Origin of the sequence: Serratia marcescens, from assembly GCF_029846115.1 — a bacterium.
GTDB classification, from domain to species: Bacteria; Pseudomonadota; Gammaproteobacteria; order Enterobacterales; family Enterobacteriaceae; genus Serratia; species Serratia marcescens_L.
In genome coordinates this window covers 2,250,658-2,274,420 of record NZ_JARVZZ010000001.1, presented here as the reverse complement: position 1 = coordinate 2,274,420, position 23,763 = coordinate 2,250,658, and the positions used below count along the sequence as shown (strand labels likewise).

Genomic DNA, 23,763 nt, shown 5'->3' with positions numbered 1-23,763 from the left:
GTGCGGGTTTATTTTTAGCTACGGCAGATGACGCGCGCAATATCCCCTGACGTCGTCAGCGCGCGTATTTCGCTAAACAGTTCGGTGGCTTCGTCATATTCTTTGCGCAAATAGCCCAGCCACTGTTTGATGCGCGCCACATGATACAGGCCGGTGTCGCCCTGCTTTTCAAGATGGACGTATTTTTGCAGCAGCTCAACCACCTGCGGCCAGGGCATGCGCGGTTCGTTGTACTTCACCACCCGGCTCAGGTTCGGCACGTTGAGCGCGCCGCGCCCCAGCATGATGGCGTCGCAGCCGGTCGCCTGCAGGCAATCCTGCGCGCTCTGGTAATCCCAGATCTCGCCGTTGGCGATCACCGGGATGCTCAGCCGTTGGCGGATCTCGCCGATCGCCGCCCAGTTGATGCGATCCGCCTTGTAGCCGTCCTCTTTGGTGCGGCCATGCACCGTCAGCTCGCTGGCGCCCGCCTGCTGCACCGCATCGGCGATTTCAAAACTGCGGCTGGAGGAGTCCCAGCCCAGGCGCACCTTCACCGTGACCGGCAGATGGGCCGGCACCGCCGCGCGCATCGCTTTGGCGCCCTGGTAGATCAACTCCGGATCTTTGAGCAGCGTCGCCCCGCCGCCGCTGCCATTTACCAGCTTGGACGGGCAGCCGCAGTTGAGATCGACCCCGTAAGAGCCCAATTCCACCGCGCGCGCGGCGTTCTCCGCCAGCCACTGCGGGTACTGCCCCAGCAGCTGCACGCGCACCAGCGTGCCCGACGGCGTACGGCTGGCGTGGCGCAGCTCCGGGCACAGCCGGTAGAACGATTTGGCCGGCAGCAGCTGATCGACCACGCGCAAAAATTCGGTGATGCACAGATCGTAGTCGTTCACGTCGGTGAGCAACTCACGCACCAAAGAATCGAGAACGCCCTCCATCGGAGCCAATAATACGCGCATGACCAATCCCAGCTAAAAAAAGACCCGCAATGATACGGGTGAATGCCCGCGCCAGACAAGCCTCTGCGGGCATTAAAAGCGCCGTCAGCCCAGCCGGCGGATCGGTTGGCCGGCGAGGAACGCCGCAATGTCCTCGACCGCCTCGGTGAAGTAGGCGCGGTAGTTGTCGTCCGCCACGTAACCCACATGCGGCGTCGCCAGCACGTTGGGCAGCTGACGAAACGCATCGTCGGCCGGCAACGGCTCCGTCTCGAACACATCCAGCCCGGCGCCGGCAATCTTCCGCTGTTGCAGCACGTCCACCAATGCCGCCCGATCGACGATCGCCGCACGCGAGGTGTTGATCAGGTAAGCGGTGGGCTTCATCGCCGTCAATTCGTCGCGCCCCACCAACCCGCGGCTGCGATCGCTCAGCACCAGGTGGATAGAGACAAAATCGCTCTGCTCGAACAACGCCCGTTTGGACGGCGCCAGTAGGGCCCCCTCCTGCGCCGCCCGTTCCGCCGTCAGGTTCTGGCTCCAGGCCAATACCCGCATGCCGAACGCCTGCGCCACCCGGGCCATCTGGCCGCCGATCTTGCCCAGCCCCAGCAACCCCAGCGTTTTCCCCTGCAGGGTAACGCCGAGATCCCGCTGCCACGGGCCGTTGTTTTTCAGCCCGACGCTTTCCGGCACGATATGCTTCGCCAGCCCGAGCAGCAGCGCCCAGGTCAGCTCCATCGGCGCCGCCGACCCGCTGCTGGTGCCGCACACCACGACGCCGCGCTCGGCGGCGGCGGCCAAATCGATAGAAGCGTTGCGCATGCCGGAGGTGATCAACAGCTTCAGCTTCGGCAGCCGCGCCAGCAGCGAGGCGGTCATCGGCGTGCGCTCGCGCATGATGACCAGAATGTCGCACTCCTGCAGATGCACCGCCAGCTCCGTCTCATCGGTAAAGTGTGCGCTGATGGCGGACACCTCCACCCGATCGGCCAGCGCCGACCAGTCCGCCATCTTGAGCGCCACCTGCTGGTAATCATCGAGAATTGCGCACTTCAATTTCATCTCCGTCTCCTGGAATGTAGGGTTAGCCACCGTCCAGCCTAGTACGAAAATGCCGTTCCGCCAGGCAAAAAAAAAGCCGCCCGTATCGGCGGCTTACTCTTTGAGCAATCAGGCTTATTCAGCCGGTTTGCGACTGCGTGGGCGACGCGAAGCCGGCGCGCCGGAACGGCGCTGGCCATCACCCTGCGGGCGGGCGTTACCGTTGCCGCGGTTTTCACGTTGGCCACCGTTCGCGTTGCCGCTGCGCTGACCCCCGCCGTTACCGGAACGTTGACCGCCGCCGTTGCCGCGCCCGCCACCCTGACGGCCGTTGATGATCGGCTCGGCCTTGATGGTCGGATCCGGCTCGTAGCCCGGCAACGCGATACGTGGAATTTCACGCTTCAGCAGACGCTCGATGTCGCGCAGCAGCTTGTGCTCATCCACGCACACCAGCGAGATAGCTTCGCCGGTGCGCTCCGCGCGGCCGGTACGGCCGATACGGTGTACGTAGTCTTCCGGCACGTTAGGCAGCTCGTAGTTCACCACGTGCGGCAGCTGGTCGATATCCAGGCCGCGCGCCGCGATGTCGGTCGCCACCAGCACGCGGATGCGGCCGTCTTTGAAGTCGGCCAGCGCACGGGTACGGGCGCCCTGGCTCTTGTTGCCGTGGATCGCCGCAGCGGTGATGCCGTCTTTGTTCAGCTGTTCCGCCAGGTGGTTGGCGCCGTGCTTGGTGCGGGTAAACACCAGCACCTGTTTCCAGTCGCCTTCGCCAATCATCTGCGACAGCAGTTCCCGCTTACGCTTCTTGTCGACGAAATGCACGCTCTGTTCAATCTGCTCAGACGCGGTGTTGCGGCGCGCCACTTCTACCGAAGCCGGGTTGTGCAGCAGCTTATTGGCCAGCGCCTTGATGTCGTCGGAGAAGGTGGCGGAGAACAGCAGGTTCTGACGCTTGGCCGGCAGCTTGGCCAGCACGCGGCGGATGTCGTGGATAAAGCCCATGTCCAGCATGCGGTCCGCTTCGTCCAGCACCAGAATTTCGATTTTGGACAGGTCAACCGCGTTCTGATGTTCCAGATCCAGTAGACGGCCCGGCGTTGCCACCAGGATATCGACGCCGCCGCGCAGCTTCATCATCTGCGGGTTGATGCTCACGCCGCCAAACACCACCAGCGAACGCAGGCGCAGGTGTTTGCTGTAGGCATCGACGTTTTCGCCGATCTGCGCCGCCAGCTCACGGGTTGGCGTCAGGATCAGCGCGCGCACCGGGCGACGGCCCTTGACCGGATGGTCATGCTTGCTCAGCAGCTGCAACAGCGGCAGGGTAAAACCGGCGGTTTTACCGGTGCCGGTCTGGGCGCTGGCCATCAGGTCACGACCTTCCAGCACGACAGGGATAGCCTGACGCTGAATTGGCGTCGGTTCGCGATAGCCCTGTTCTTCAACAGCGCGCACAATTTCAGCACTTAAGCCGAGGGTTTCAAATGACATAAAGAGAAAAACTCCAGATCCCCCCTAACCTAACGGTGTTCGGTGCAGTTTCCTGGGAGGATGATCAGACGGGGCATTAAGCATGACCACGAGGGATTGGCACAAACTGCAGTGCACCAGGCGGCGATTGTAACAGAAGTCGCGTAATAAAAAGCACTTTTACGCACCCAGAGCACAATCTGCCGTAAATTCAGCATTGTCTGAAGCCGATCACATAACTCATTGTGATTAGCGGTTGCGTTTTAAGCAATCTGGCATAAAGTTAATCATATGATTGATTAACTTTGAGCGTGACCCATGCCAGCTTCCGTCCCTCATCAGGCCGCCGGCCGAGCGCGCGGCGAGCAAACGCGCCGGCAGCTGCTCGCCGCGGCGACCGAACTGTTCGGCGAATGCGGCCTGCAGGGCGCCACCACCCGCGACATCGCCCAGCGCGCCGGCCAGAATATCGCCGCCATCACCTATTACTTCAGCTCCAAAGAGGGGCTGTACCTGGCCGTGGCGCAGTCGCTCGCCGATTTCATCCAGCAGGCGTTCGCCCCGCTGGCCGACGAGGTCGATCGCTTCTGGCAACAGCCCGCCGCGCAGCGCTCACCCGACGCGGCGCTGCGTTTGCTGCAGCGTGGCCTGCTGGCTTTCAGCGACCTGATGACCCAGCCGCACACGCTGAACCTGAGCAAAATCATGTCGCGCGAACAGCTCGCCCCGACCGAGGCCTACCCGCTGATCCACAGCCAGGTGATCGCGCCGATGCACGCGCGGCTGTGCCGCCTGCTGGCGGCCGCGACCGGCATCGACGAACAGGCGACCCGCCTCGTGTTGCATACCCATGCGCTGATCGGCGAGGTGCTGTCGTTCCGCGTGGCGCGCGAAACCATCCGCCGCCAGGCCGGCTGGCAAGCCATTGGCGAGGACGAAGCGGCGCAGATCGGCGCCGTGCTGAGCGAACATATTGAGATTCTGGTTACCGGGCTGCGCCAACGTCATGGCGCGTAAATTCAGGCAGGGAGTGTTATGAACAAAAAACGCAGTGCCTTGATCGTATTGTTAATTCTGCTGATCGCGGCCGCCGCTTACGGGGTATGGCATTACCAACAGCAGCAAGATAAGCCGTTGACGCTGTACGGCAACGTCGACATCCGCACGGTAAACCTCGGCTTTCGCGTCGACGGCCGCCTGGCGTCGCTGACGGTGGATGAAGGCGATGCCGTTCAGCCGGGCCAGTTGCTCGGTAAGCTGGACGACGCCCCTTACCGCAACGCGCTGCAGCAGGCCGAAGCCAACGTCGGCAGCGCGCGCGCCAAACTGTCGCTGCTGCAGGCCGGCTACCGCAGCGAAGAGATCGCCCAGGTACGGTCGGAAATGGCGCAGCGCCAGTCCGCCTTCGCCTACGCCGACAGCTTCCTGAAACGCCAGCAGGGGCTGTGGGCGAAAAACGCCACCTCCGCCGACGCGCTGGAGGATGCGCGCACCGCCCGCAATCAGGCGCAGGCCAACCTGCAGGCGGCGAAGGACAAGCTGTCGCAATACCGCAGCGGCAACCGCCCGCAAGAAATCGAACAGGCCAAGGCCGACGTGGCGCAGAGCGAGGCGGCGCTGGCGCAGGCGCAGTTGAACCTGCAAGATGCCACGCTGGTCTCCCCTTCCGCCGGCACAGTGCTGACCCGCGCGGTGGAGCCGGGCACCATGCTCGGCGCCGGCGGCACGGTCTTCACCCTGTCGCTGACCCGGCCGGTGTGGGTGCGCGCCTACGTCAACGAAACCAGCCTGAACCAGGCGGTGCCCGGCACCGAACTGGAGATCTACACCGACGGCCGCCCCGACAAGCCTTACCACGGCAAGATCGGTTTCGTCTCGCCGACCGCTGAATTCACGCCGAAAAGCGTTGAAACGCCGGATCTGCGCACCGATCTGGTGTACCGCCTGCGGGTGATCGTCACCGACGCCGACGACGCGCTGCGCCAGGGCATGCCGGTCACCCTGCGCTTCGCCAAACCCTGAGGCCGGCCATGGAACAGGCGCACACCATTGAGCTGGAAGAGCTGGAGAAGCGCTTCCCGTCGCTTGAGAAACCGGCGGTCGCCAGCCTGACCACCACCCTGCGCAGCGGCGCGGTGATCGGGCTGGTCGGCCCGGACGGCGCCGGCAAAACCACCCTGCTGCGCATGTTGGCCGGGCTGCTGCAACCCAGCAGCGGCAAACTGCGGGTCGCCGGGCTGGATCCGATCGCGCAGGATCGTCAACTGCACGCGATCCTCGGTTACATGCCGCAGAAGTTCGGGCTGTATGAGGATCTGACGGTGATGGAGAACCTGACGCTGTACGCCGATCTGCGCGGCGTCACCGGCGATCTTCGCCGCCAGACCTTCGAGCGGCTGTTGAAATTCACCGATCTGACCCGCTTCACCGAGCGCCTGGCGGGCAAGCTGTCCGGCGGCATGAAGCAGAAACTCGGCCTGGCCTGCACGCTGGTGGGCGAACCTCAGGTGCTGTTGCTGGATGAGCCGGGCGTCGGCGTCGATCCGATCTCGCGCCGCGAGCTGTGGCGCATGGTGCACGAGCTGGCCAACGACGGCATGTTGATCCTGTGGAGCACCTCTTATCTCGATGAGGCCGAGCAGTGCCGCGAAGTGCTGCTGCTCAACGAGGGCGAGCTGCTGTTCAGCGGCGCGCCGCAGGCGCTGACCCGCCGTATGGCCGGACGCACGGTATTGATCGCCGCGCCCCCCGGCAGCCATCGATCGCTGCTGCAGCGGGCGATCTGCCTGCCGGCGGTCACCGACGGGGTGATCCAGGGCAAGTCTCTGCGCCTGATCCTGAAGGAAGGCGAAGATCACCGGCAGCTGTTGCAGGCGCTGGATCTGCCGGACGCCGAACTGGACGAAGCGGATCCGCGCTTCGAGGATGCGTTTATCGATCTGCTCGGCGGCGGCCCCAACCACCGCTCGGCGCTGGCGGAGATCATGCCGACCGTCAACGGCGCAAGCGGTGAAACGGTGATCGAAGCGGTGCAACTGACCAAGAAATTCGGCGATTTCGCCGCTACCGATCACGTTGATTTCCAGGTGCGGCGCGGCGAAATTTTCGGCCTGCTCGGGCCGAACGGCGCCGGCAAGTCCACCACCTTCAAAATGATGTGCGGCCTGCTGATCCCCTCCAGCGGTAAGGCGCTGGTGCTGGGGATGGACCTCAAGACCAGCTCCGGCCAGGCGCGCCAACGCCTCGGCTACATGGCGCAAAAATTCTCGCTGTACGGCAACCTGACGGTGGCGCAGAACCTGAAGTTTTTCTCCGGCGTCTACGGCCTGAGCGGCAAGGCGCAGCGCGACAAAATCGACGAGATGTCCCGCGCCTTCAACTTCGCGCCGATCCTCGATCAGACACCGGACGCGCTGCCGCTCGGCTTCAAACAGCGCCTGGCGCTGGCCTGCGCGCTGATGCACGAACCGGATATCCTGTTCCTCGACGAACCGACTTCCGGCGTCGATCCGCTGACGCGGCGCGAGTTCTGGTTGCACATCAACGGCATGGTCGACAAGGGCGTCACGGTGATGGTGACCACCCACTTTATGGACGAGGCGGAATACTGCGATCGCATCGGCCTGGTATACCGCGGCAAGATCATCGCCGCCGGCACGCCGGACGATCTCAAACAGCAGGTGGCGCGCGACGACAATCCCAACCCCTCGATGGAACAGGCGTTTATCGAGCTGGTGCAGGGTTACGATGAGGAGGAATCACGGTGAGCGATAACCGCACCCCAATCGACGACGGCGGCTTCTCCTGGCGCCGGCTGCGCGCGCTGTGCCTGAAGGAAACGCGGCAGATACTGCGCGATCCCAGCAGCGGCCTGATCGCCTTCGTCATCCCGCTAATGCTGCTGTTTATCTTCGGCTACGGCATCAACCTGGACTCCAGCAAGCTGCATCTGGGCATTCTGATGGAGCAACAGAGCGAAGACGCACGCGATCTGGCCCAGGCGTTCGCCGGTTCCCCCTATATCGAACCGACCATCAGCGACAACCGCCAACAGCTGATCCAGCAGATGCAGGCCGGCACGATCCGCGGCCTGGTGGTGATCCCGGTCGATTTCGACCAGCGCATGGCGCGCCCGCACGACAGCGCCCCTATCCAGATCATCACCGACGGCAGCGAGCCGAACACCGCCAACTTCGTGCAGGGCTATGCCCAGGGCGTATGGCAAATTTGGCAGCAGCAGCGCGCCACCGATCGGGGCAACAGCGACAAACCGCTGATTGACGTGCAGATGCGCTACTGGTTCAACCCGGCGGCCATCAGCCGGCACTACATCATTCCCGGCGCCATCACCATCATCATGACGGTGATCGGCGCCATCCTCACCTCGCTGGTGATCGCCCGCGAATGGGAGCGCGGCACCATGGAGGCCCTGCTGTCCACCCAGGTGACGCGCAGCGAGCTGCTGCTCTCCAAACTGATCCCTTATTACTTCCTCGGCATGGCCGCCATGGCGCTGTGCATGGCGGTGGCGGTGTGGGTGCTCGGCGTGCCCTATCGCGGCTCCCTGCTGATCCTGTTGCTGATCAGCAGCCTGTTCCTCGCCAGCACCCTCGGCATGGGCCTGCTGATCTCCACCCTCACCCGCAATCAGTTCAATGCGGCGATGGTGGCGCTGAACGCCGCCTTCCTGCCGTCGATCATGCTGTCCGGCTTCATCTTCCAGATCGACAGCATGCCGGCCATCGTACGCGCGGTGACCTACATCATTCCGGCGCGCTACTTCGTCAGCACGCTGCAAACGCTGTTCCTGGCGGGCAACGTCGGCACCGTGCTACTGATCAATCTGCTGTTCCTGATCGCTTCCGCCGTAGTGTTCATCGGCCTGACGGCCTGGAAAACCCAGCGCCGGCTGGATTGAGGAGAAAGAGCGATGTTTCATCGTCTGTTGACGCTCATCATCAAGGAAATGCAGGCGCTGCTGCGCGATCCACAAACCCGCGCCATTTTAATCATGCCGGTGATCCTGCAGGTGCTGTTGTTCCCGTTCGCCGCGACGCTGGAAGTTACCAACGCCACCATCGCGGTCTACAGCGAGGACAGTGGCCAGGCCTCGGTAGAGCTGACCCAGCGCTTCGCCAAAGCCAAGGCCTTTCAACACGTGCTGCTGCTGCGCAGCCCGCAGGAGATAAAGACCACCATCGACAACCAGCGAGCGCTGCTGCTGATCCGCTTCCCGGCGCAGTTCTCGCGCGATATCGCCGCCGGCAACACCGCGCCGCTGCAGCTGCTGCTCGACGGGCGCAACTCCAACAGCGCGCAGATCGCCGCCAACTACGTGCAGCAGATCGTGCAGGAATATCAGAACGAGCTGCTCGGCAACCGCGCCAAACCCAACAACAGCGAGCTGGTGGTGCGCAACTGGTATAACCCGAATCTGGACTACAAATGGTTCGTGGTGCCATCGCTGATCGCCATGATCACCACCATCGGCGTGCTGATCGTCACCTCGCTGTCGGTAGCGCGCGAACGCGAACAGGGCACGCTGGAACAGCTGCTGGTCTCGCCGCTCACCACCTGGCAGATCTTTATCGGCAAGGCGGTGCCGGCGCTGATCGTCGCCAGCTTCCAGGCCAGCATCGTGCTGCTGATCGGCATCTTCCTGTACCAGATCCCGTTTGCCGGATCGCTGCTGCTGTTCTATGCCACCATGCTGATCTACGGGCTGTCGCTGGTCGGTTTCGGCCTGCTGATCTCGTCGCTGTGCGCCACTCAGCAGCAGGCGTTCATCGGCGTGTTCGTGTTCATGATGCCGGCGATCCTGCTCTCGGGTTACGTCTCGCCGGTGGAGAATATGCCGGTGTGGCTGCAGGATCTGACCTGGGTCAACCCGATACGCCACTTCACCGACATCACCAAGCAGATCTACCTGAAGGACGCCAGCTTCAGCATCATCTGGCACAGCCTGTGGCCGCTGCTGGTGATCACCGCCACCACCGGCAGCGCCGCCTACGCGCTATTCCGCCGCAAAATCGCATAAAAAAAGCTCTGCATGTCACATGCAGAGCTTTTTGATCGCCAGATACCCTATGGCTTGAAAGACGACGGGTTTAGCGGCGGTTGCCGAAGATACGCAACAACATCAGGAACAGGTTGATGAAGTCGAGATACAGCGTCAGCGCGCCGACGATGGCGTACTTGCGGAAGCTGTCTTTATCATCGGCGTTCAGCTGCTCGCCCATCGCCTTGAGTTTTTGCGTGTCGTACGCGGTCAGGCCAACGAACACCACCACCCCGATGTAGGTAATCGCCCACATCAGCGCGGTGCTTTTCAGCCAGATGTTCACCAGCGAGGCCAGCACGATGCCGATCAGCGCCATGAACAGCATGCTGCCGAAGCCGCTCAGATCTCGCTTGGTGGTGTAACCGTACAGGCTCATGGCGCCGAACATGCCGGCGGTGACCACGAAGGTGCTGGCGATCGAGCTGTAGGTGTAGGCGATGAAGATGCTCGACAGCGTCAGCCCGGTCAGCGCCGAGTACAGCATGAACAGCGAAGTGGCCACCGCGCCGCTCAGGCGGTTGACCATGCCGGAAATCACGAACACCAACGCCAGTTGGGCGATGATCAGGCCGAAGAAGGTGATCTGGCTGGAGAAGATGAAGTTGAGGATCGCGGGCGTGTTGGCCGCATACCAGGAAACGAACGCCGTCAGCAGCAGACCGCAGGTCATCCAGCCGTAAACCTGCGCCATGTAGGCCTGAATGCCGCTGTTGGCACGTTCGACGATTGAACCATTAGAGCGTGGATATCGGTCCATGACGGTTACCTTTTGCGTTGTAAACAAGATTCCGAAGCCCCGCGAACGGGGCTTCGCCTGCTATAAGCGTACCACAGAATATGCCGGGCGAAAGCGGCAAAGGTCTTGATTTGTTTCCGCTGTTGACGCGTTATTTAGCCGCGTCGTGCCAGCGCTGCGCGGCCTCGCGATCGCTGTCGCGGGCGTCTACCCAACGATCGCCCTGGCCGGTCGCTTCGCGCTTCCAGAACGGCGCGCGGGTCTTCAGGTAGTCCATGATGAACTCGCTGGCGGCGAACGCCATGCTGCGGTGCGCGCCGGTCACGCCAACGAACACGATCTCGTCGCCGGGATACAGCGCGCCGACGCGGTGGATCACCGTCACCCGCTGCAGCGGCCAACGGCTGCGCGCCTCGGCCACGATCTCCGCCAGCGCCTTCTCGGTCATGCCAGGGTAGTGTTCCAGCGTCAGCGCGCTGACGTCGTCACCCAAATTATGGTTGCGCACCTTGCCGGTGAAGGTCACCACCGCGCCATCGGCGTCGCACTGCGCCAGCCACTGATACTCGTCGCCGACGTTGAACGGCGCTTCGCCCACGCGAATGCGGGTATTTTCCATGCTTATCCCCCGGTAACCGGCGGGAAGAAGGCCACTTCATCGCCGGCGCGCAGCGGATGATCCGCCGCCACCAGCGACTGGTTGACCGCCGCCAACAGCTTGCCGGATTCCAGCGCCAGCGCCCAGCGATCGCCGCGCGCGCACAGCGCCTGGCGCAGCGCCTCGACGGTCGGGTAATCCGCCGGCATCGACAGGCCGCCGGTGCCCACCAGTTCGCGCACCTGCGCGAAGAAAAGAATATCGATCATACGTTCACCTTAAAATCGCCGGATTTGCCGCCGCTTTTCGCCAGCAGGCGTACCGGGCCGATCACCATGTCTTTCTGTACCGCTTTGCACATGTCATAGATGGTCAATGCCGCCACCGAGGCGGCGGTCAGCGCCTCCATTTCGACGCCGGTTTTGCCGGTCAGCCGGCAGCAGGTTTCGATGCGCACCCGGTTGTGCTGCGTTTGCGCCTCAAGCTGCACTTCGACCTTGCTCAGCATCAGTGGGTGGCACAGCGGGATCAGCTCCCAAGTGCGTTTGGCCGCCTGAATGCCGGCGATGCGCGCCGTGGCGAACACGTCGCCCTTGTGATGGCTGCCGTCGACGATCATCGCCAGCGTGGCGGGCAGCATCTCGACGAAAGCTTCGGCGCGCGCCTCGCGCACCGTTTCGGCCTTGGCGGACACGTCAACCATATGGGCTTCGCCGGCGGCGTTAATGTGGGTTAGCTGTGTCATGACTCAGGGCTTCTTCAAGTGAGGCTGGAAGTTGCACGGGCGATGGCGCGCGTCCAACTGCTCTTCGATAATCCGCTCCCAGGCGGTGCGGCAGGCGCGGGTGGAGCCCGGCATGGCGAAAATCACCGTGCGGTTGGCCAGGCCGGCCAGCGCGCGCGACTGGATCGTCGCAGTACCGATCTCTTCGTACGACACCATGCGGAACAGTTCACCGAACCCTTCCACCTCTCTGTCGAACAGCGGCAGCAGCGCTTCCGGCGTGTTGTCGCGCGCGGTAAAACCGGTGCCGCCGGTGATCAGCACCGCCTGCACGTTGTCATCGGCGATCCAGGCGGAAACCCGCGCGCGGATCTGGTAAATGTCATCTTTGACGATGGCGCGATCCACCACCTGATGGCCGGCTTCCTGCGCCGCGTCCTGCAGATATTGCCCGGAGGTGTCTTCCGCCGCGCCGCGGCTGTCGGACACGGTCAGGATGGCGATATGCGCCGGAATAAACTCGCTGCTCGCATGGCTCATGGTTCAATAGGCTCCTATTCTGAGATACCCCACAGATTTCAAGTTGCAGCCAGGCGGCCAGTGCGTAAATCCCCAGGAGCTTACTCCGGTAAGTGACTGGGGTGAGCGCACGCAGCCAACAACGCTGCGGCTTGAAATATGTGGGTATCAGCCGCCGATAAACGACAGGTTCTGGGTGATCCCGCTGTTGCCCTGATGCAGGAAATGGGTCTGCTTCTTGCTCAGCAGCCCGCTCTGGATGCGTGCCTTCAGCGCGTCGAGCTGGCCGTCGTCCGCCAGCAGATCGCGTAGGGGCACCCCCTGCTCGCCGAACAGGCACAGGTGCAGATTGCCGATGGAAGAAACGCGCAGCCGGTTGCAGCTGGCGCAGAAGTCTTTCTCATACGGCATGATAAGACCCACCTCACCCTGGTAGTCCGGATGGCTGAACACCTGCGCCGGGCCGTCGCTGCGGCCGCGCGCCTGGCGCTGCCAGCCCTGCTGCTCCAGCTGCCGGCGAATCACTTCGCCGGAAACGTGGTGTTTGCGAAACAGCTCGCCGCCCTCACCGGTTTCCATCAGTTCGATAAAGCGCAGTTGGATCGGCCGGTCTTTGATCCAGGCGAGAAAGGCGCCGAGCTGCTGGTGGTTAACGTCGCGCATCAGCACCGCGTTGACTTTGACCTTGCTGAAACCGGCGCTGAAGGCGGCGTCGATGCCGTCCATCACCTGGCGGAACTTATCCTGACCGGTGATGGCGTGAAACTGGCGGGGATCCAGGCTGTCGATGCTGACGTTGATCGCCGTCAGACCGGCGTCACGCCAGGCGGTGACGTCGCGCGCCAGACGGTAGCCATTGGTGGTGACCGCCAGGGTACGGATGGCCGAGTTTTCCCGCACGGCGGCGATGATCTCGGTAAAATCGCGGCGCAGCGAAGGCTCGCCGCCGGTCAGGCGCACCTTTTCGGTGCCCAGTTCGGCGAACGCGCGGCTGACGCGACGGATTTCATCCAGCGACAGGAAGCTTTTCGGACTGCCGCTCGGCTTGTAGCCATCGGGCAGACAATAGGTGCAACGAAAGTTGCACACGTCGGTGATCGACAAGCGCAGGTAATAGAACTTGCGCTCATAAGCATCAATGAGTTGCGGCACCATAACACCTTTCCAAAGTCGGGAGATGCGAGCGTTTCCCCTCTGCACCCTGGTGGCTGACTTCGCCACGGCCCAGGCACCATATCGTTCCGGATGAACAACGTAGGCGCAGGGGCTAGGAGTTTGATTTCTCTTCCCGCTACCTTGAGTAGCCGGAACGAAACCGTGGTTTTCAGCAGAATTCTAGCGCTAATCGGCAACGATAGCCAACGCGTAAATTCGCTATATAATTGTCTATACAGCGTTTTTAGACGCCGCGTATTCAGGTAAACCATGATAAACGTCACTTGCGCGGACGAATTGACCGGAATCACGCAAATGACACTCTTATCGCGTTTTTATGCCGGATCCGCTACCTTATGCGGGCAGTTCAGCCCCTTTGTAAGGAAATTTATGCGTAATCGTACCCTGGCCGATCTCGACCGCGTGGTGGCGTTAGGCGGCGGACACGGCCTGGGCCGTGTGATGTCGGCCCTGTCGTCCTTAGGCTCCCGCCTGACCGGCATCGTCACCACCACCGACAACGGCGGTTCTACCGGCCGCATCCGCCGTTCGGAAGGCGGCATTGCCTGGGGCGATACCCGTAACTGTCTCAACCAGCTGATCACCGAACCGAGCGTCGCCTCGGCGATGTTCGAATACCGCTTCAGCGGCAACGGCGAACTGGCCGGCCACAACCTCGGCAACCTGATGCTAAAAGCGCTGGATCACCTGAGCGTGCGCCCGCTGGAAGCGATCAACCTGGTGCGCAGCCTGCTGAAGGTGGACGCGGCGCTGATCCCGATGTCGGAGCAGCCGGTGGATTTGATGGCGCACGATCACGAAGGCAATCACGTTTACGGTGAAGTGAATGTCGACCAGCTGGCCCATATGCCGCAGGAGCTGATGCTGTCGCCCCCGGTCAGCGCCACGCGCGAAGCGCTGGACGCCATCGCGCAGGCCGACGTGATCCTGATCGGGCCGGGCAGTTTCCTCACCAGCCTGATGCCGCTGCTGCTGCTGGACGATCTTACCCAGGCGCTGCGTCGCAGCAGCGCCAGCATGATCTATATCGGCAATCTCGGCCGCGAGCTGAGCGTGGCCGCCGCGGCGCTGTCGTTAAAGGATAAGCTGACGCTGATGGAAGAGAAGATAGGCCGCCGGATGATCGATGCGCTGATCGTCGGCCCGGCGGTGGACGCCAGTGAAGTGCAGGATCGGGTGGTGATTCAGCAACCGCTGGAAGCGAGCGACATCCCCTACCGCCACGATCGCCAACTGCTGCGCCAGGCGCTGGATCGGGCGCTGGTGGAGCTGGCCGCCCGCCGCTGACCGGATTTAACCATCTCGCCCGCGCAGCCAGGGATTATCGCTGGCTGGGGCGGGATGGCTGACCATATCGATATACAGGTCTTCCACCTCTTTGCGCGCCCAGGGCGTGCGACGCAAAAACTTCAGGCTGGACTTGATGCTCGGATCGCTGAGGAAGCAGTTGATGCGAATGCGCGCGCCCAGTTCGGACCAACCGTAGTGATCCACCAGTTTATTCAGCAGTTGCTCCAGCGTCACGCCGTGCAGCGGGTCTTTGGACTGGTGTTGGCTCATGTTCGGTACTCTTCGTGGTCAAATCGGGCCGCACACCATAACAGCTTTGACGCGGCCGACAAGGAATTTTGACGCCCATGGCGCGGGCGCCATCCAACGGTCAGGAAATCGCGATGAACTGCTCGCGCAGCTGGTGGATCTCGTCGCGTAGCGCAGCCGCCTGTTCGAACTCCAGGTTTTGCGCGTGGGTGTACATTTGCGCCTCCAAATCGCGGATTTTCTGATCCAGCGCTTTCGGCGTGAGGTTCTGCAGCGGGGCGCCGCCGTCCAGCGCCTTGCCCCTGCCTTTGCTCTTGGCACGGTTGACCGGCTGGCCGATCTGCAAAATGTCGCCGATCTTCTTGTTCAGCCCCTGCGGCACGATGCCGTTGGCTTCATTATACGCCTGCTGCTTGGCGCGGCGCCGCTCGGTTTCGCCGATCGCCTTGGCCATCGAATCGGTGATGCGATCGCCATACAGGATCGCCTTGCCGTTCAGGTTACGCGCCGCGCGGCCAATGGTCTGGATCAGCGAACGCTCGGAACGCAGGAAGCCTTCCTTGTCGGCGTCCAGAATCGCCACCAGCGACACCTCAGGCATGTCGAGCCCCTCACGCAACAGGTTGATGCCCACCAGCACGTCGAACTCGCCCAGACGCAGGTCACGGATGATTTCGACCCGTTCCACGGTATCGATGTCCGAGTGCAGGTAGCGCACGCGCTCGCCATGTTCTTCCAGGTATTCGGTCAGGTCTTCCGCCATGCGTTTGGTCAGGGTGGTCACCAGCACGCGCTCGTTGATCGCCGCGCGTTTGCGGATCTCGGAAAGCAGATCGTCCACCTGGGTGCCCACCGGCCGCACTTCCACGATCGGATCCAGCAGCCCGGTCGGCCGCACCACCTGATCGATCAGATCGCCGCCGGATTTCTCCAGCTCATATTTGCCCGGCGTCGCAGAAACATAGATGGTCTGCGGCGCCAGCGCCTCGAACTCCTCGAAGCGCAAGGGGCGGTTGTCCAGCGCCGAGGGCAGGCGGAAGCCGTACTCCACCAGCGTTTCCTTACGCGCGCGGTCGCCCTTGAACATCGCGCCGATCTGCGGAATGGTGACGTGGGATTCGTCGACCACCAGCAGGCCGTCCGCCGGCAGGTAGTCGAACAGCGTCGGCGGCGGCTCGCCCTCGCCGCGCCCGGACAGGTAGCGCGAGTAGTTTTCGATGCCCGAGCAGTAACCCAGCTCGTTCATCATCTCCAGATCGAACTGGGTGCGCTGCGTCAGGCGTTGCTCTTCCAGCAGCTTGTTGTTGGCCAGAAGCACCTTGCGGCGGTCCGCCAGATCGACCTTGATCTCTTCCATCGCCTGCATGATCCGCTCGCGCGGCGTCACGTAGTGCGATTTCGGGTAGATGGTAAAACGCGGCACCACCTGCTCTATCTGCCCGGTCAGCGGATCGAACAGCGACAGCCGCTCCACTTCTTCGTCGAACAGCTCGACGCGCAGCGCCAGCTCGTCCGATTCCGCCGGGTAGATGTCGATCACCTCGCCGCGCACGCGGAAGGTAGCGCGCTGAAAAGCCTGATCGTTGCGGGAATATTGCAGTTCCGCCAGGCGGCGCAAAATGGATCGTTGATCGATGATCATGCCCTGGGTCAGGTGCAGCATCATCTTCAGGTAAAGATCCGGATCGCCCAGGCCGTAGATCGCCGACACCGACGCCACCACCACCACGTCGCGCCGCTCCAGCAGCGCCTTGGTGGCGGACAGGCGCATCTGCTCGATATGCTCGTTCACCGAAGCGTCTTTTTCAATGAAGGTGTCGGAGCTGGGCACGTAGGCTTCCGGCTGGTAGTAGTCGTAGTAGGAGACGAAGTATTCCACCGCATTCTCCGGGAAAAACGCTTTCATCTCGCCGTACAGCTGCGCCGCCAGCGTCTTGTTCGGCGCCAGCACCATGGTCGGCCGATTCAGATCGGCTATCACATTGGCGATGGTGAATGTCTTGCCCGAACCGGTGACCCCCAGCAGCGTCTGATGCGCCAGGCCGTCTTCCAGCCCCTCTTCCAGCTTGCGGATGGCTTCCGGCTGATCGCCGGCCGGTTTGAACTCGGAATGCAGTTTGAAAAGTTTACTCATTGCTCGGCTACCCTGTGGAGATGCGCGCGCTCAGGCGGCCAGCCGACTCTGCGCCGGACGTGGCCCCTAATTATGGAAAGTGTCGGCGATTTGCGCCAGTGCCCATGATACTGGATATAAAACCAGCTTCAAGCGGATTCGTCGCTGCGCCCGGCACTGCGGCAACGCCGCTGCACCGTGACGTTACAGCCGGGTGACATTTTTATTGTCAATAACAGATTTATCCCCAGAACTTGCCGCGAATTAACTTATTGATAGCACCGCGTCGAAAAATCATACATAGAGACCTGATCAATAACCCTGCGTCTTGATTTTAATTAATATATTGATATATAACAAATTTAATAAAAAGACGAGAATGCGGGCAAAGCGAACAGAACCCGCGTCCGCTCTCGCTTTACAGCGTTTTTCTAAATCTAATACACAAGGTTATCCACAGGAATAGTGGATAACTCTCACCGCCCCGCCCGGGGCGGGAGTTACAGAAAGAAAGCTTTTCGCCCTTTACACCCGCTAAAATGGCTTTTTTAGTTATTTTTTCATAAAAATATCGCTTTGTTTATGCCGATTAATACTAAAAATCCCCATTGCCAAAATCGCATCGACCCCTTTCTCGCGGATCGCTCTTGACGGCGGCGCAATGCCTTGCACCATGCCCCCACCGAAGAGCACCACAAGAGTGCAAAAAACGTCCGGGTTAACTTCCCCGCGTATTTTCGGGCCGCCACGGCAGCGCACGTCAGGCCTGGTTAGCGGTTAACAAGGCGATAACAATCCCCGTTTTCACCCGGCGATAAAACTGGCCTGAGAGTTGCTTTATCTTCCTGCGCATAAATGCGGTGCGGCAGCATGATGCGCTGCCTGCCGCGACGTGTAACCACCGCGGCGCTATCGCCCGTAAAAGCGCAAGAACGACACCAAGTCGTCACAAGCGTCGTTTTTAACGACATATTGACTGTCATTCCGTCCACCGCAGACCTTGCTCTGGCTCATCGGACGGACGGCATTTTGTTCCAGACATTGCCACACTCGGGAAATTCGCCGCGCATGCGGCCTTTGCAGTCCCCGCCAACGAGTGAAACGGGCGTCTATGAGGAGAATGCCAAATGCTGAGCCTGAGATCGGTCAATCAATTTTACGGGCAGAACCACACCCTGTGGGACATCAACCTGGAGCTGCCGCGCGGCCAGTGCACCGTGCTGCTCGGCCGCAACGGCGTGGGCAAGACCACGCTGGTCAACTGCATCATGGGGCATGTGCCGGTGGTAAGCGGCAGCATGACCTGGCAACCGGCGGATCAGCCGCCGCAAAATCTGCTGCTGCAGCCGATGGAGCGCCGCGCCGCGCTGGGCATCAGCCACGTGCCCCAGGGGCGGCAGCTTTTTTCGCAGCTGAGCGTGGAGGAAAATCTGCAGGTGGCGCAAATGGCCGGGCGCGGCGCCCCTCGCCGCATTCCGCCGCTGATCTACAACCTGTTTCCCCATTTGCGTCAGATGCGCGCGCGCCGCGCCGGCGATCTGTGCGTGGGCGCCCAACGCCAGCTGGCGATTGGTCGGGCGCTGGCTCAGGAGCCGGCGCTGCTGATCCTCGACGAACCGACGGCGGGCGTACCGCCCTCGATCGCCGCCGACATCGGCAACGTGATCCGCTGGCTCAACCGCGAATTGGGCATGACCATTTTACTGGTGGAGCATCAGCTGTCGTTCGTGCGCCGGGTGGCGGACCGCTTCTGCCTGTTGGACAGCGGGCGCACGGTGGCGCACGGCGCGCTGGCGCAGCTGGATGAGGCGTTGATCGGTACCGGGTTGACAGGGCAAGAAGAAGGATGAGGGAGAGAAGCCCCCCTCATGGAGAGTTTACAGCAGGCTGATATCCAGGTACTCCCCCAGCGGCGCCCGCTCGGCCTGCGGCAGGTGCGGGATTTCGCCCAGCAGCGGCGCCGGCAGCATACGGCGCAGCGTGGCCAGGTATTCCTGATGCCGCCGCCCCGGCGGCGTCACGTCGTTGGCGATCCAACCGGCCAGCGTCAGCCCCGCCTGTTGCACCGCCTGCGCCGTCAGCACCGCGTGGTTGATGCAGCCCAGTTTGATGCCCACCACCAGGATCACCGGCAGCTGCTCCTGCTGCACCCAGTCGGCGAAGGTGTACTGCGCCGACAGCGGGGTAAACCATCCGCCCGCGCCCTCGACCAGCACCCAGTCGGCGCGCTGCTCCAGCCGGCGCAGGCCGTCGGACAGCCGCGCCGCCTCGATCGGCCGGCCTTCATCGGCGCTGACGATATGCGGCGAGGTCGGTTCGGCAAAAACGTAAGGGTTCACTTCGTCGTAGCGGAGCGCCACGCCGCTGTTGGCCTGCAGCGCCAGCGCGTCGCCGTTGCGCAGCCCCTCGGGGGTCATCTCGCTGCCGGAAGCCACCGGCTTATAACCGGCGCTGCGGTAGCCCGTCCGGTTGGCGGCCTGCAGTAAGGCGCTGCTGGCGACGGTTTTTCCGACCTCGGTGTCGGTGCCGGTCACGAACCAACGTTTAATCACGATAAATCACTCCATAAACCAGATGATAGCTGAGCGGGAACTGCCCCTGCCGGCACGGGTAAGCCGCCTGCAGCGCGGCGAGACGGCCGCGCGACATCAGGCCGCCCTCACGCCCCTGATGCAGATGCGTGGCCCCGATGCCCTTGAGCGAACGCATCAGCGTCATCACGTCCGGGTAGTTCAGGGTGCGCAGCTCCGTGACCAGCTCGTGTCGGTAGTCAGCACAGGCGGCGCGGATCTGCGCCAGCGGCAGAAAGGCGTTCACGTGGCGCTCGCCGTCCACCTGTTGCCAGGCGTCCCCCAGCTCCTGCAGCGATCCCGCCGCCAGCGTGGAAAACAGGATCGCGCCGCCGGGGCGGGTGACGCGATACAGCTCCGCCAGCGCGGCGGGCAGATCGCTGCACCACTGCACCACCAGGCTGCTGAAACAGATGTCCATCGCCGCATCGGGCAGCGGCACCTGTTCGATATCGCCCAGCAAATAATGATGCGCCGCCTGCCGTTGGCGGGCGACGTCCAGCATGCCCGGCGCCAGATCGAGCGCGGTTACCTGCATGCCGCGCTCGCGCCACAGACGGCTGAAATAACCGGTGCCGCAGCCGGCATCCAGCAGCCGTTCGCCCGGATGGGCACTCCCCATCCCCAGTAAGCGCTCGCCAACGTCACGCTGCAGCGCGGCGGCGGCGTCGTAGCTGCCGGCGGCACGGCTGAAGGCCGAAGCGACCGCCTGTTTGTTCACCGCGTCATTGGCTGACGTCATGTAATACCTCCAGCAGGCGATCGATGTCCTGCGGCTGATGCGCCGCCGTCAGGGTAATGCGCAGCCGCGCGCCGCCCGGCGGTACCGTCGGTGGGCGGATGGCGCTCACCCACAGCCCGCGCTCGCGCAGGCGGGTCGCCAGATCGAGCGCGCGTTGATTGTCCCCCACCAGCAACGGCTGGATGGCGGTGTCGGAATCCGTCAGGGTTAGCGCCAGCGGCGCCGCGCCCTGGCGGAAACGCCGAATGTTGTCCTGCAGCCGGGCGCGCAGTTCATCGCCCTCTCGAATGCAGGCCAGCGCCGCCTGCAGCGCACAGGCCTGCGCCGGCGGCATCGCGGTGCTGTAGATCAGATGGCGGGCGAACTGCAGCAGATACTCGGCGGTCGCCTCATCGCACAGCACTGCCGCGCCGCTGACGCCGAACGCCTTGCCGAAGGTCGCCACCAGCAGTTCAGGGCGCACGCCCTGCTGCCAGCAGCTGCCGCGGCCTTGCTCGCCGCGCACGCCGACGCCGTGGGCATCGTCCACCATCAGCCAGGCGCCCGCCGCGCGGGTTAAGCGATGCAGTTCCGTCAACGGTGCGCCGTCGCCGTCCATGCTGAACACCCCTTCGGTCACCGCCAGCCGCTGCCCTTCACAGGGTTTGGCCAGCAGATCCGCCAGCGCCTGCGGCTTGTTGTGCTGGAAGCGGCGCAGCTCGGCCGGCGACTGCGCCGCCGCCTCCAGCAGCGAGGCGTGGCTGAGGCGATCGGCTAAAATGCGATCACCTTTCTGCATCAACGCCGCCAGCACCGCCTGGTTGGCGGCGTAACCGGAGATAAACAGCAGCGCGCGCGGATAGCCGAGCCACGCCGCCAGTTGCTCCTCCAGCGCCTGATGCGCCGCGCTAAAGCCGGTGACATGGCTCGAACCGCCGCTGCCGACGCCATAACGCTGCGCGCCCTGCTGCCAGGCGGCGATTACCCGCGCGTCCTGGCTCAGCCCCAGGTAGTCGTTGCCGGAGAAGTTCAGGTAGAGGCGATCGCCGAGCCGGATCTGGCGGCCATTGCCGCCCTCGGTGGTCTGTCGCCGACGGTAGGCGGCGTTGAGGCGCCGCTCTGCCAGCGCCTGCTCGATGCGTTGTGGCCAGCTCATCACAGCGCCGCGTTGTAAAACTCGGCGGTATCGGCGTTCAGCAGTTGCTTAGCCAGCACTTGCTGTTGCTGATTGTCGCCGTGTTCGGTGGCGGTCTGCTGCGGGTTCAGCCCCAGCTTGCGGAACAGCTGCAGGTCTTTGTCTTCTTCCGGGTTCGGCGTGGTCAGCAGCTTGCAGCCATAGAAGATCGAGTTGGCGCCAGCCATAAAGCACATCGCCTGCGTCTGTTCGTTCATCTGTTCACGGCCGGCGGAGAGGCGAACATAAGAGGACGGCATCATGATGCGCGCCACCGCAATAGTGCGGATGAAGTCAAACGGATCGACGTCGTCGTTATCCGCCAGCGGCGTGCCTTTTACCTTCACCAGCATGTTGATCGGCACGCTCTCCGGCGGCTTCGGCAGGTTGGCCAGCTGCACCAGCAGCCCGGCACGGTCGCGCACCGTTTCACCCAGCCCGACGATGCCGCCGGAGCACACTTTGATGCCGGCGTCGCGCACTTTGTCGAGCGTATCCAGGCGTTCCTGGTAGCTGCGGGTGGTGATGATGCTGCCGTAGAACTCCGGCGAGGTATCGAGGTTATGGTTGTAATAATCCAGCCCGGCTTCCGCCAGCCGCTCGGCCTGAGTGCCGTCCAGTGTGCCCAGCGTCATGCAGGTTTCCATGCCCATCGCTTTCACGCCCTGCACCATCTGCTGCAAATAAGGCATATCGCGCTCGTGCGGGTTCTTCCACGCCGCGCCCATGCAAAAACGGGTCGAGCCGTTCGCCTTGGCCTTGCGCGCCGATTCCAGCACCTGCTCGACCTGCATCAACCGCTCCGACTCCAGGCCGGTCTTGTAGCGCGAACTCTGCGGGCAGTATTTGCAGTCTTCCGGACAAGCGCCGGTTTTGATCGACAGCAGTGTGCTGACCTGCACCTGACGCGGGTCGAAGTGTTGGCGGTGTACGGTTTGCGCCTCGAACAGCAGTTCAAGCAGCGGTTTATCAAACAGGGCCTGGGCTTGCCCTACTGTCCAGTGAATGCGGTCGGCCATCATGGCGTCTCCAAAACGAAAAAGTGTCGCCAGTTTAAATATTGTGGATATACTGTCAACCAATCTTAATTCAATTTGGTTTACAAGTATGTCCGTCACTGCTTCCGACCTGGCGTTTGACCAACGTCATATCTGGCACCCCTACACCTCCATGAGCCGCCCGTTACCCTGTTACCCGATCGAATCGGCCAGCGGCGTCGAACTGCAGCTGGCGGACGGCCGGCGTCTGGTGGACGGCATGTCCTCCTGGTGGGCGGCGATCCACGGTTACAACCACCCGCGCCTGAATCAGGCCGCCAGCCAGCAGCTGGAGAAGATGTCGCACGTGATGTTCGGCGGTATTACCCATCCGGCCGCCATCTCGCTGTGCCGTCGGTTAGTGGAGATGACGCCGGAAGCGCTGCAGTGCGTGTTCCTGGCAGATTCCGGTTCGGTGGCGGTGGAAGTGTCGCTGAAGATGGCGCTGCAGTATTGGCAGGCGCGCGGTGAGCGGCGGCAGCGCATCCTGACGCTGCGTCATGGCTATCACGGCGATACCTTCGGCGCGATGTCGGTCTGCGATCCGGACAACTCGATGCACAGCCTCTATCAGGGCTACCTGGCGCCGCACCTGTTCGCCACCGCGCCGCAGTGCCGCTTCGACGAAGAATGGCGCGAAGAGGACATCGCCCCGTTCGCCGCGTTGCTGGAGCAGCACGCCGGTGAAGTGGCGGCGGTGATCCTGGAACCGGTGGTGCAAGGTGCCGGCGGCATGCGCATCTACCACCCGACCTACCTCAAGCGGGTGCGCGAGCTGTGCGATCGCTATCAGGTGCTGCTGATCGCCGACGAGATCGCCACCGGCTTCGGCCGCACCGGCAAGCTGTTCGCCTGCGAGCACGCACAGGTGGTACCGGACATTCTCTGCCTGGGCAAGGCGCTGACCGGCGGCTACATGACGCTGTCCGCCACCCTGACCACCCGCCACGTGGCGGAGACCATCAGCAACGGCGCGGCCGGCTGCTTTATGCACGGCCCAACCTTTATGGGCAACCCGCTGGCCTGCGCGGTGGCGGACGCCAGCCTGGCGCTGCTGGCGGAAAATCGCTGGCAGGCGCAGGTGAGCGCCATCGAATCCCAGCTGAAACAGGAACTGCTGCCGCTCGCGGCGCTGCCGAAGGTGGCGGACGTGCGGGTGCTGGGCGCGATTGGGGTGGTGGAGATGCGCGAACCGGTGAACGTCGCCGAGCTGCAGCGCGGGTTCGTCGAGCGCGGGGTGTGGATCCGGCCGTTCGGCAAGCTGATTTACCTGATGCCGCCTTACATCATCGAAGCGGAACAGCTCAGCCGCCTGACCGCCGCCATGGCCGCCGCCGCGCGTTAATAGC

24 protein-coding genes and 1 riboswitch are annotated in these 23,763 nt (G+C 62.9%); of the genes, 8 read left to right on the top strand and 16 right to left on the bottom strand.

Annotation, left to right across the window (positions count from 1 at the left end; translation table 11 throughout):
* Positions 1-14 precede the first annotated feature (14 nt).
* The 3 genes from dusC to rhlE form a co-directional block, all read right to left on the bottom strand.
* Entirely contained in the window at positions 15-947 is a 933-nt protein-coding gene (gene dusC / locus QDT79_RS10650; RefSeq protein WP_038879839.1) for a tRNA dihydrouridine(16) synthase DusC, read from the bottom strand.
* A gap of 84 nt (positions 948-1,031) precedes the next feature.
* Complete coding sequence (locus tag QDT79_RS10645) at positions 1,032-1,991, bottom strand: D-2-hydroxyacid dehydrogenase family protein (RefSeq protein WP_060420938.1); 960 nt, start codon at positions 1,989-1,991, stop codon at positions 1,032-1,034.
* Positions 1,992-2,105: 114 nt separating this feature from the next.
* Complete coding sequence (gene rhlE / locus QDT79_RS10640) at positions 2,106-3,467, bottom strand: ATP-dependent RNA helicase RhlE (RefSeq protein ID WP_063991153.1); 1,362 nt, start codon at positions 3,465-3,467, stop codon at positions 2,106-2,108.
* Between the two features lie 297 nt (positions 3,468-3,764).
* Here rhlE and QDT79_RS10635 point away from each other — a divergent pair, with 297 nt between their 5' ends.
* Genes QDT79_RS10635 through QDT79_RS10615 form a run of 5 tightly spaced genes read left to right on the top strand, consistent with a single transcriptional unit; the run spans position 3,765 to position 9,483 of the window.
* Complete coding sequence (locus tag QDT79_RS10635) at positions 3,765-4,463, top strand: CerR family C-terminal domain-containing protein (protein WP_107227324.1); 699 nt, start codon at positions 3,765-3,767, stop codon at positions 4,461-4,463.
* A gap of 18 nt (positions 4,464-4,481) precedes the next feature.
* On the top strand, positions 4,482-5,468 hold the full coding sequence (hlyD, locus tag QDT79_RS10630; protein ID WP_107227323.1) for a secretion protein HlyD: 987 nt from the start codon (positions 4,482-4,484) through the stop codon (positions 5,466-5,468).
* Positions 5,469-5,476: 8 nt separating this feature from the next.
* Positions 5,477-7,213, top strand: coding sequence for an ATP-binding cassette domain-containing protein (locus tag QDT79_RS10625; RefSeq protein ID WP_308316473.1), 1,737 nt, complete (start codon positions 5,477-5,479; stop codon positions 7,211-7,213).
* A complete protein-coding gene (locus QDT79_RS10620; RefSeq protein ID WP_063991149.1) occupies positions 7,210-8,364 on the top strand; it encodes an ABC transporter permease in 1,155 nt (384 codons plus the stop codon). The genes QDT79_RS10625 and QDT79_RS10620 overlap by 4 nt, the downstream gene beginning before the upstream one ends.
* A 12-nt stretch (positions 8,365-8,376) precedes the next feature.
* The gene (locus QDT79_RS10615; protein ID WP_063991148.1) at positions 8,377-9,483 is read left to right on the top strand and encodes an ABC transporter permease; all 1,107 of its coding nucleotides are present in this window, start codon (positions 8,377-8,379) and stop codon (positions 9,481-9,483) included.
* A 70-nt stretch (positions 9,484-9,553) separates the two neighbouring features.
* Here the strand turns inward: QDT79_RS10615 and QDT79_RS10610 are convergent, their stop codons facing one another.
* From QDT79_RS10610 to moaA, 6 genes are all read right to left on the bottom strand, one after another.
* On the bottom strand, positions 9,554-10,264 hold the full coding sequence (locus tag QDT79_RS10610) for a Bax inhibitor-1/YccA family protein (protein ID WP_033637508.1): 711 nt from the start codon (positions 10,262-10,264) through the stop codon (positions 9,554-9,556).
* Positions 10,265-10,394: 130 nt separating this feature from the next.
* Complete coding sequence (gene moaE, locus QDT79_RS10605) at positions 10,395-10,862, bottom strand: molybdopterin synthase catalytic subunit MoaE (RefSeq protein ID WP_004939764.1); 468 nt, start codon at positions 10,860-10,862, stop codon at positions 10,395-10,397.
* A 2-nt stretch (positions 10,863-10,864) separates the two neighbouring features.
* A complete protein-coding gene (gene moaD / locus QDT79_RS10600) occupies positions 10,865-11,110 on the bottom strand; it encodes a molybdopterin synthase sulfur carrier subunit (RefSeq protein WP_019453985.1) in 246 nt (81 codons plus the stop codon).
* A complete protein-coding gene (gene moaC / locus QDT79_RS10595) occupies positions 11,107-11,586 on the bottom strand; it encodes a cyclic pyranopterin monophosphate synthase MoaC (RefSeq protein WP_049201144.1) in 480 nt (159 codons plus the stop codon). Before moaC ends, moaD begins: the two co-directional genes overlap by 4 nt.
* A gap of 3 nt (positions 11,587-11,589) precedes the next feature.
* Entirely contained in the window at positions 11,590-12,105 is a 516-nt protein-coding gene (gene moaB / locus QDT79_RS10590) for a molybdenum cofactor biosynthesis protein B (protein WP_025301928.1), read from the bottom strand.
* Between the two features lie 147 nt (positions 12,106-12,252).
* Entirely contained in the window at positions 12,253-13,239 is a 987-nt protein-coding gene (gene moaA / locus QDT79_RS10585; protein ID WP_308316472.1) for a GTP 3',8-cyclase MoaA, read from the bottom strand.
* A riboswitch (molybdenum cofactor riboswitch) is annotated at positions 13,226-13,370 on the bottom strand. (Overlaps the previous gene by 14 nt.)
* A 259-nt stretch (positions 13,371-13,629) precedes the next feature.
* Between moaA and yvcK the strand changes: the two genes are divergently transcribed.
* Complete coding sequence (gene yvcK, locus QDT79_RS10580) at positions 13,630-14,547, top strand: uridine diphosphate-N-acetylglucosamine-binding protein YvcK (protein ID WP_063991146.1); 918 nt, start codon at positions 13,630-13,632, stop codon at positions 14,545-14,547.
* A 6-nt stretch (positions 14,548-14,553) separates the two neighbouring features.
* Here the strand turns inward: yvcK and QDT79_RS10575 are convergent, their stop codons facing one another.
* The 3 genes from QDT79_RS10575 to QDT79_RS10565 all read right to left on the bottom strand — a co-directional run bounded on the left by QDT79_RS10575 (position 14,554) and on the right by QDT79_RS10565 (position 17,587).
* On the bottom strand, positions 14,554-14,820 hold the full coding sequence (locus tag QDT79_RS10575) for a VF530 family protein (protein WP_063991145.1): 267 nt from the start codon (positions 14,818-14,820) through the stop codon (positions 14,554-14,556).
* Between the two features lie 100 nt (positions 14,821-14,920).
* The gene (uvrB, locus tag QDT79_RS10570; RefSeq protein WP_107227308.1) at positions 14,921-16,933 is read right to left on the bottom strand and encodes an excinuclease ABC subunit UvrB; all 2,013 of its coding nucleotides are present in this window, start codon (positions 16,931-16,933) and stop codon (positions 14,921-14,923) included.
* 531 nt (positions 16,934-17,464) lie between these two features.
* On the bottom strand, positions 17,465-17,587 hold the full coding sequence (locus QDT79_RS10565) for a hypothetical protein (protein ID WP_308316471.1): 123 nt from the start codon (positions 17,585-17,587) through the stop codon (positions 17,465-17,467).
* A gap of 452 nt (positions 17,588-18,039) precedes the next feature.
* Here QDT79_RS10565 and QDT79_RS10560 point away from each other — a divergent pair, with 452 nt between their 5' ends.
* Positions 18,040-18,762 carry an ATP-binding cassette domain-containing protein gene (locus QDT79_RS10560; RefSeq protein ID WP_063991143.1) on the top strand — a complete coding sequence of 241 codons (723 nt, stop codon included), beginning with the start codon at positions 18,040-18,042 and terminating at the stop codon, positions 18,760-18,762.
* Positions 18,763-18,789: 27 nt separating this feature from the next.
* Here QDT79_RS10560 and bioD read toward each other — a convergent pair whose 3' ends face one another.
* The 4 genes from bioD to bioB are packed head-to-tail and all read right to left on the bottom strand — an operon-like array spanning position 18,790 to position 22,396.
* Entirely contained in the window at positions 18,790-19,464 is a 675-nt protein-coding gene (bioD, locus tag QDT79_RS10555) for a dethiobiotin synthase (protein ID WP_308316470.1), read from the bottom strand.
* Positions 19,457-20,224, bottom strand: a complete 768-nt coding sequence (gene bioC / locus QDT79_RS10550; protein WP_063991141.1) for a malonyl-ACP O-methyltransferase BioC — start codon at positions 20,222-20,224, stop codon at positions 19,457-19,459. The genes bioD and bioC overlap by 8 nt, the downstream gene beginning before the upstream one ends.
* Positions 20,208-21,359 (bottom strand): 8-amino-7-oxononanoate synthase, encoded by a 1,152-nt coding sequence (bioF, locus tag QDT79_RS10545; RefSeq protein ID WP_107227306.1) that lies wholly within the window; start codon positions 21,357-21,359, stop codon positions 20,208-20,210. The genes bioC and bioF overlap by 17 nt, the downstream gene beginning before the upstream one ends.
* Entirely contained in the window at positions 21,359-22,396 is a 1,038-nt protein-coding gene (gene bioB / locus QDT79_RS10540) for a biotin synthase BioB (RefSeq protein WP_025301918.1), read from the bottom strand. Before bioB ends, bioF begins: the two co-directional genes overlap by 1 nt.
* A gap of 88 nt (positions 22,397-22,484) precedes the next feature.
* On the opposite strand from bioB, the gene bioA reads away from it, so the two are divergent.
* Positions 22,485-23,759: an adenosylmethionine--8-amino-7-oxononanoate transaminase gene (gene bioA, locus QDT79_RS10535; protein WP_308316469.1), complete on the top strand. Its 1,275-nt coding sequence runs from the start codon at positions 22,485-22,487 to the stop codon at positions 23,757-23,759.
* Positions 23,760-23,763: the final 4 nt, after the last annotated feature.

Excerpts from the sequence above, each read along its gene's own strand:
- dusC (WP_038879839.1), bottom strand. The coding sequence starts at position 947 with ATGCGCGTATTATTGGCTCCGATGGAGGGCGTTCTCGATTCTTTGGTG.
- QDT79_RS10645 (WP_060420938.1), bottom strand. The coding sequence starts at position 1,991 with ATGAAATTGAAGTGCGCAATTCTCGATGATTACCAGCAGGTGGCGCTC.
- rhlE (WP_063991153.1), bottom strand. The coding sequence starts at position 3,467 with ATGTCATTTGAAACCCTCGGCTTAAGTGCTGAAATTGTGCGCGCTGTT.
- QDT79_RS10635 (WP_107227324.1), top strand. The coding sequence starts at position 3,765 with ATGCCAGCTTCCGTCCCTCATCAGGCCGCCGGCCGAGCGCGCGGCGAG.
- hlyD (WP_107227323.1), top strand. The coding sequence starts at position 4,482 with ATGAACAAAAAACGCAGTGCCTTGATCGTATTGTTAATTCTGCTGATC.
- QDT79_RS10625 (WP_308316473.1), top strand. The coding sequence starts at position 5,477 with ATGGAACAGGCGCACACCATTGAGCTGGAAGAGCTGGAGAAGCGCTTC.
- QDT79_RS10615 (WP_063991148.1), top strand. The coding sequence starts at position 8,377 with ATGTTTCATCGTCTGTTGACGCTCATCATCAAGGAAATGCAGGCGCTG.
- QDT79_RS10610 (WP_033637508.1), bottom strand. The coding sequence starts at position 10,264 with ATGGACCGATATCCACGCTCTAATGGTTCAATCGTCGAACGTGCCAAC.
- moaE (WP_004939764.1), bottom strand. The coding sequence starts at position 10,862 with ATGGAAAATACCCGCATTCGCGTGGGCGAAGCGCCGTTCAACGTCGGC.
- moaD (WP_019453985.1), bottom strand. The coding sequence starts at position 11,110 with ATGATCGATATTCTTTTCTTCGCGCAGGTGCGCGAACTGGTGGGCACC.
- moaC (WP_049201144.1), bottom strand. The coding sequence starts at position 11,586 with ATGACACAGCTAACCCACATTAACGCCGCCGGCGAAGCCCATATGGTT.
- moaB (WP_025301928.1), bottom strand. The coding sequence starts at position 12,105 with ATGAGCCATGCGAGCAGCGAGTTTATTCCGGCGCATATCGCCATCCTG.
- moaA (WP_308316472.1), bottom strand. The coding sequence starts at position 13,239 with ATGGTGCCGCAACTCATTGATGCTTATGAGCGCAAGTTCTATTACCTG.
- yvcK (WP_063991146.1), top strand. The coding sequence starts at position 13,630 with ATGCGTAATCGTACCCTGGCCGATCTCGACCGCGTGGTGGCGTTAGGC.
- QDT79_RS10575 (WP_063991145.1), bottom strand. The coding sequence starts at position 14,820 with ATGAGCCAACACCAGTCCAAAGACCCGCTGCACGGCGTGACGCTGGAG.
- uvrB (WP_107227308.1), bottom strand. The coding sequence starts at position 16,933 with ATGAGTAAACTTTTCAAACTGCATTCCGAGTTCAAACCGGCCGGCGAT.
- QDT79_RS10565 (WP_308316471.1), bottom strand. The coding sequence starts at position 17,587 with ATGGTGCAAGGCATTGCGCCGCCGTCAAGAGCGATCCGCGAGAAAGGG.
- QDT79_RS10560 (WP_063991143.1), top strand. The coding sequence starts at position 18,040 with ATGCTGAGCCTGAGATCGGTCAATCAATTTTACGGGCAGAACCACACC.
- bioC (WP_063991141.1), bottom strand. The coding sequence starts at position 20,224 with ATGACGTCAGCCAATGACGCGGTGAACAAACAGGCGGTCGCTTCGGCC.
- bioF (WP_107227306.1), bottom strand. The coding sequence starts at position 21,359 with ATGAGCTGGCCACAACGCATCGAGCAGGCGCTGGCAGAGCGGCGCCTC.
- bioB (WP_025301918.1), bottom strand. The coding sequence starts at position 22,396 with ATGGCCGACCGCATTCACTGGACAGTAGGGCAAGCCCAGGCCCTGTTT.
- bioA (WP_308316469.1), top strand. The coding sequence starts at position 22,485 with ATGTCCGTCACTGCTTCCGACCTGGCGTTTGACCAACGTCATATCTGG.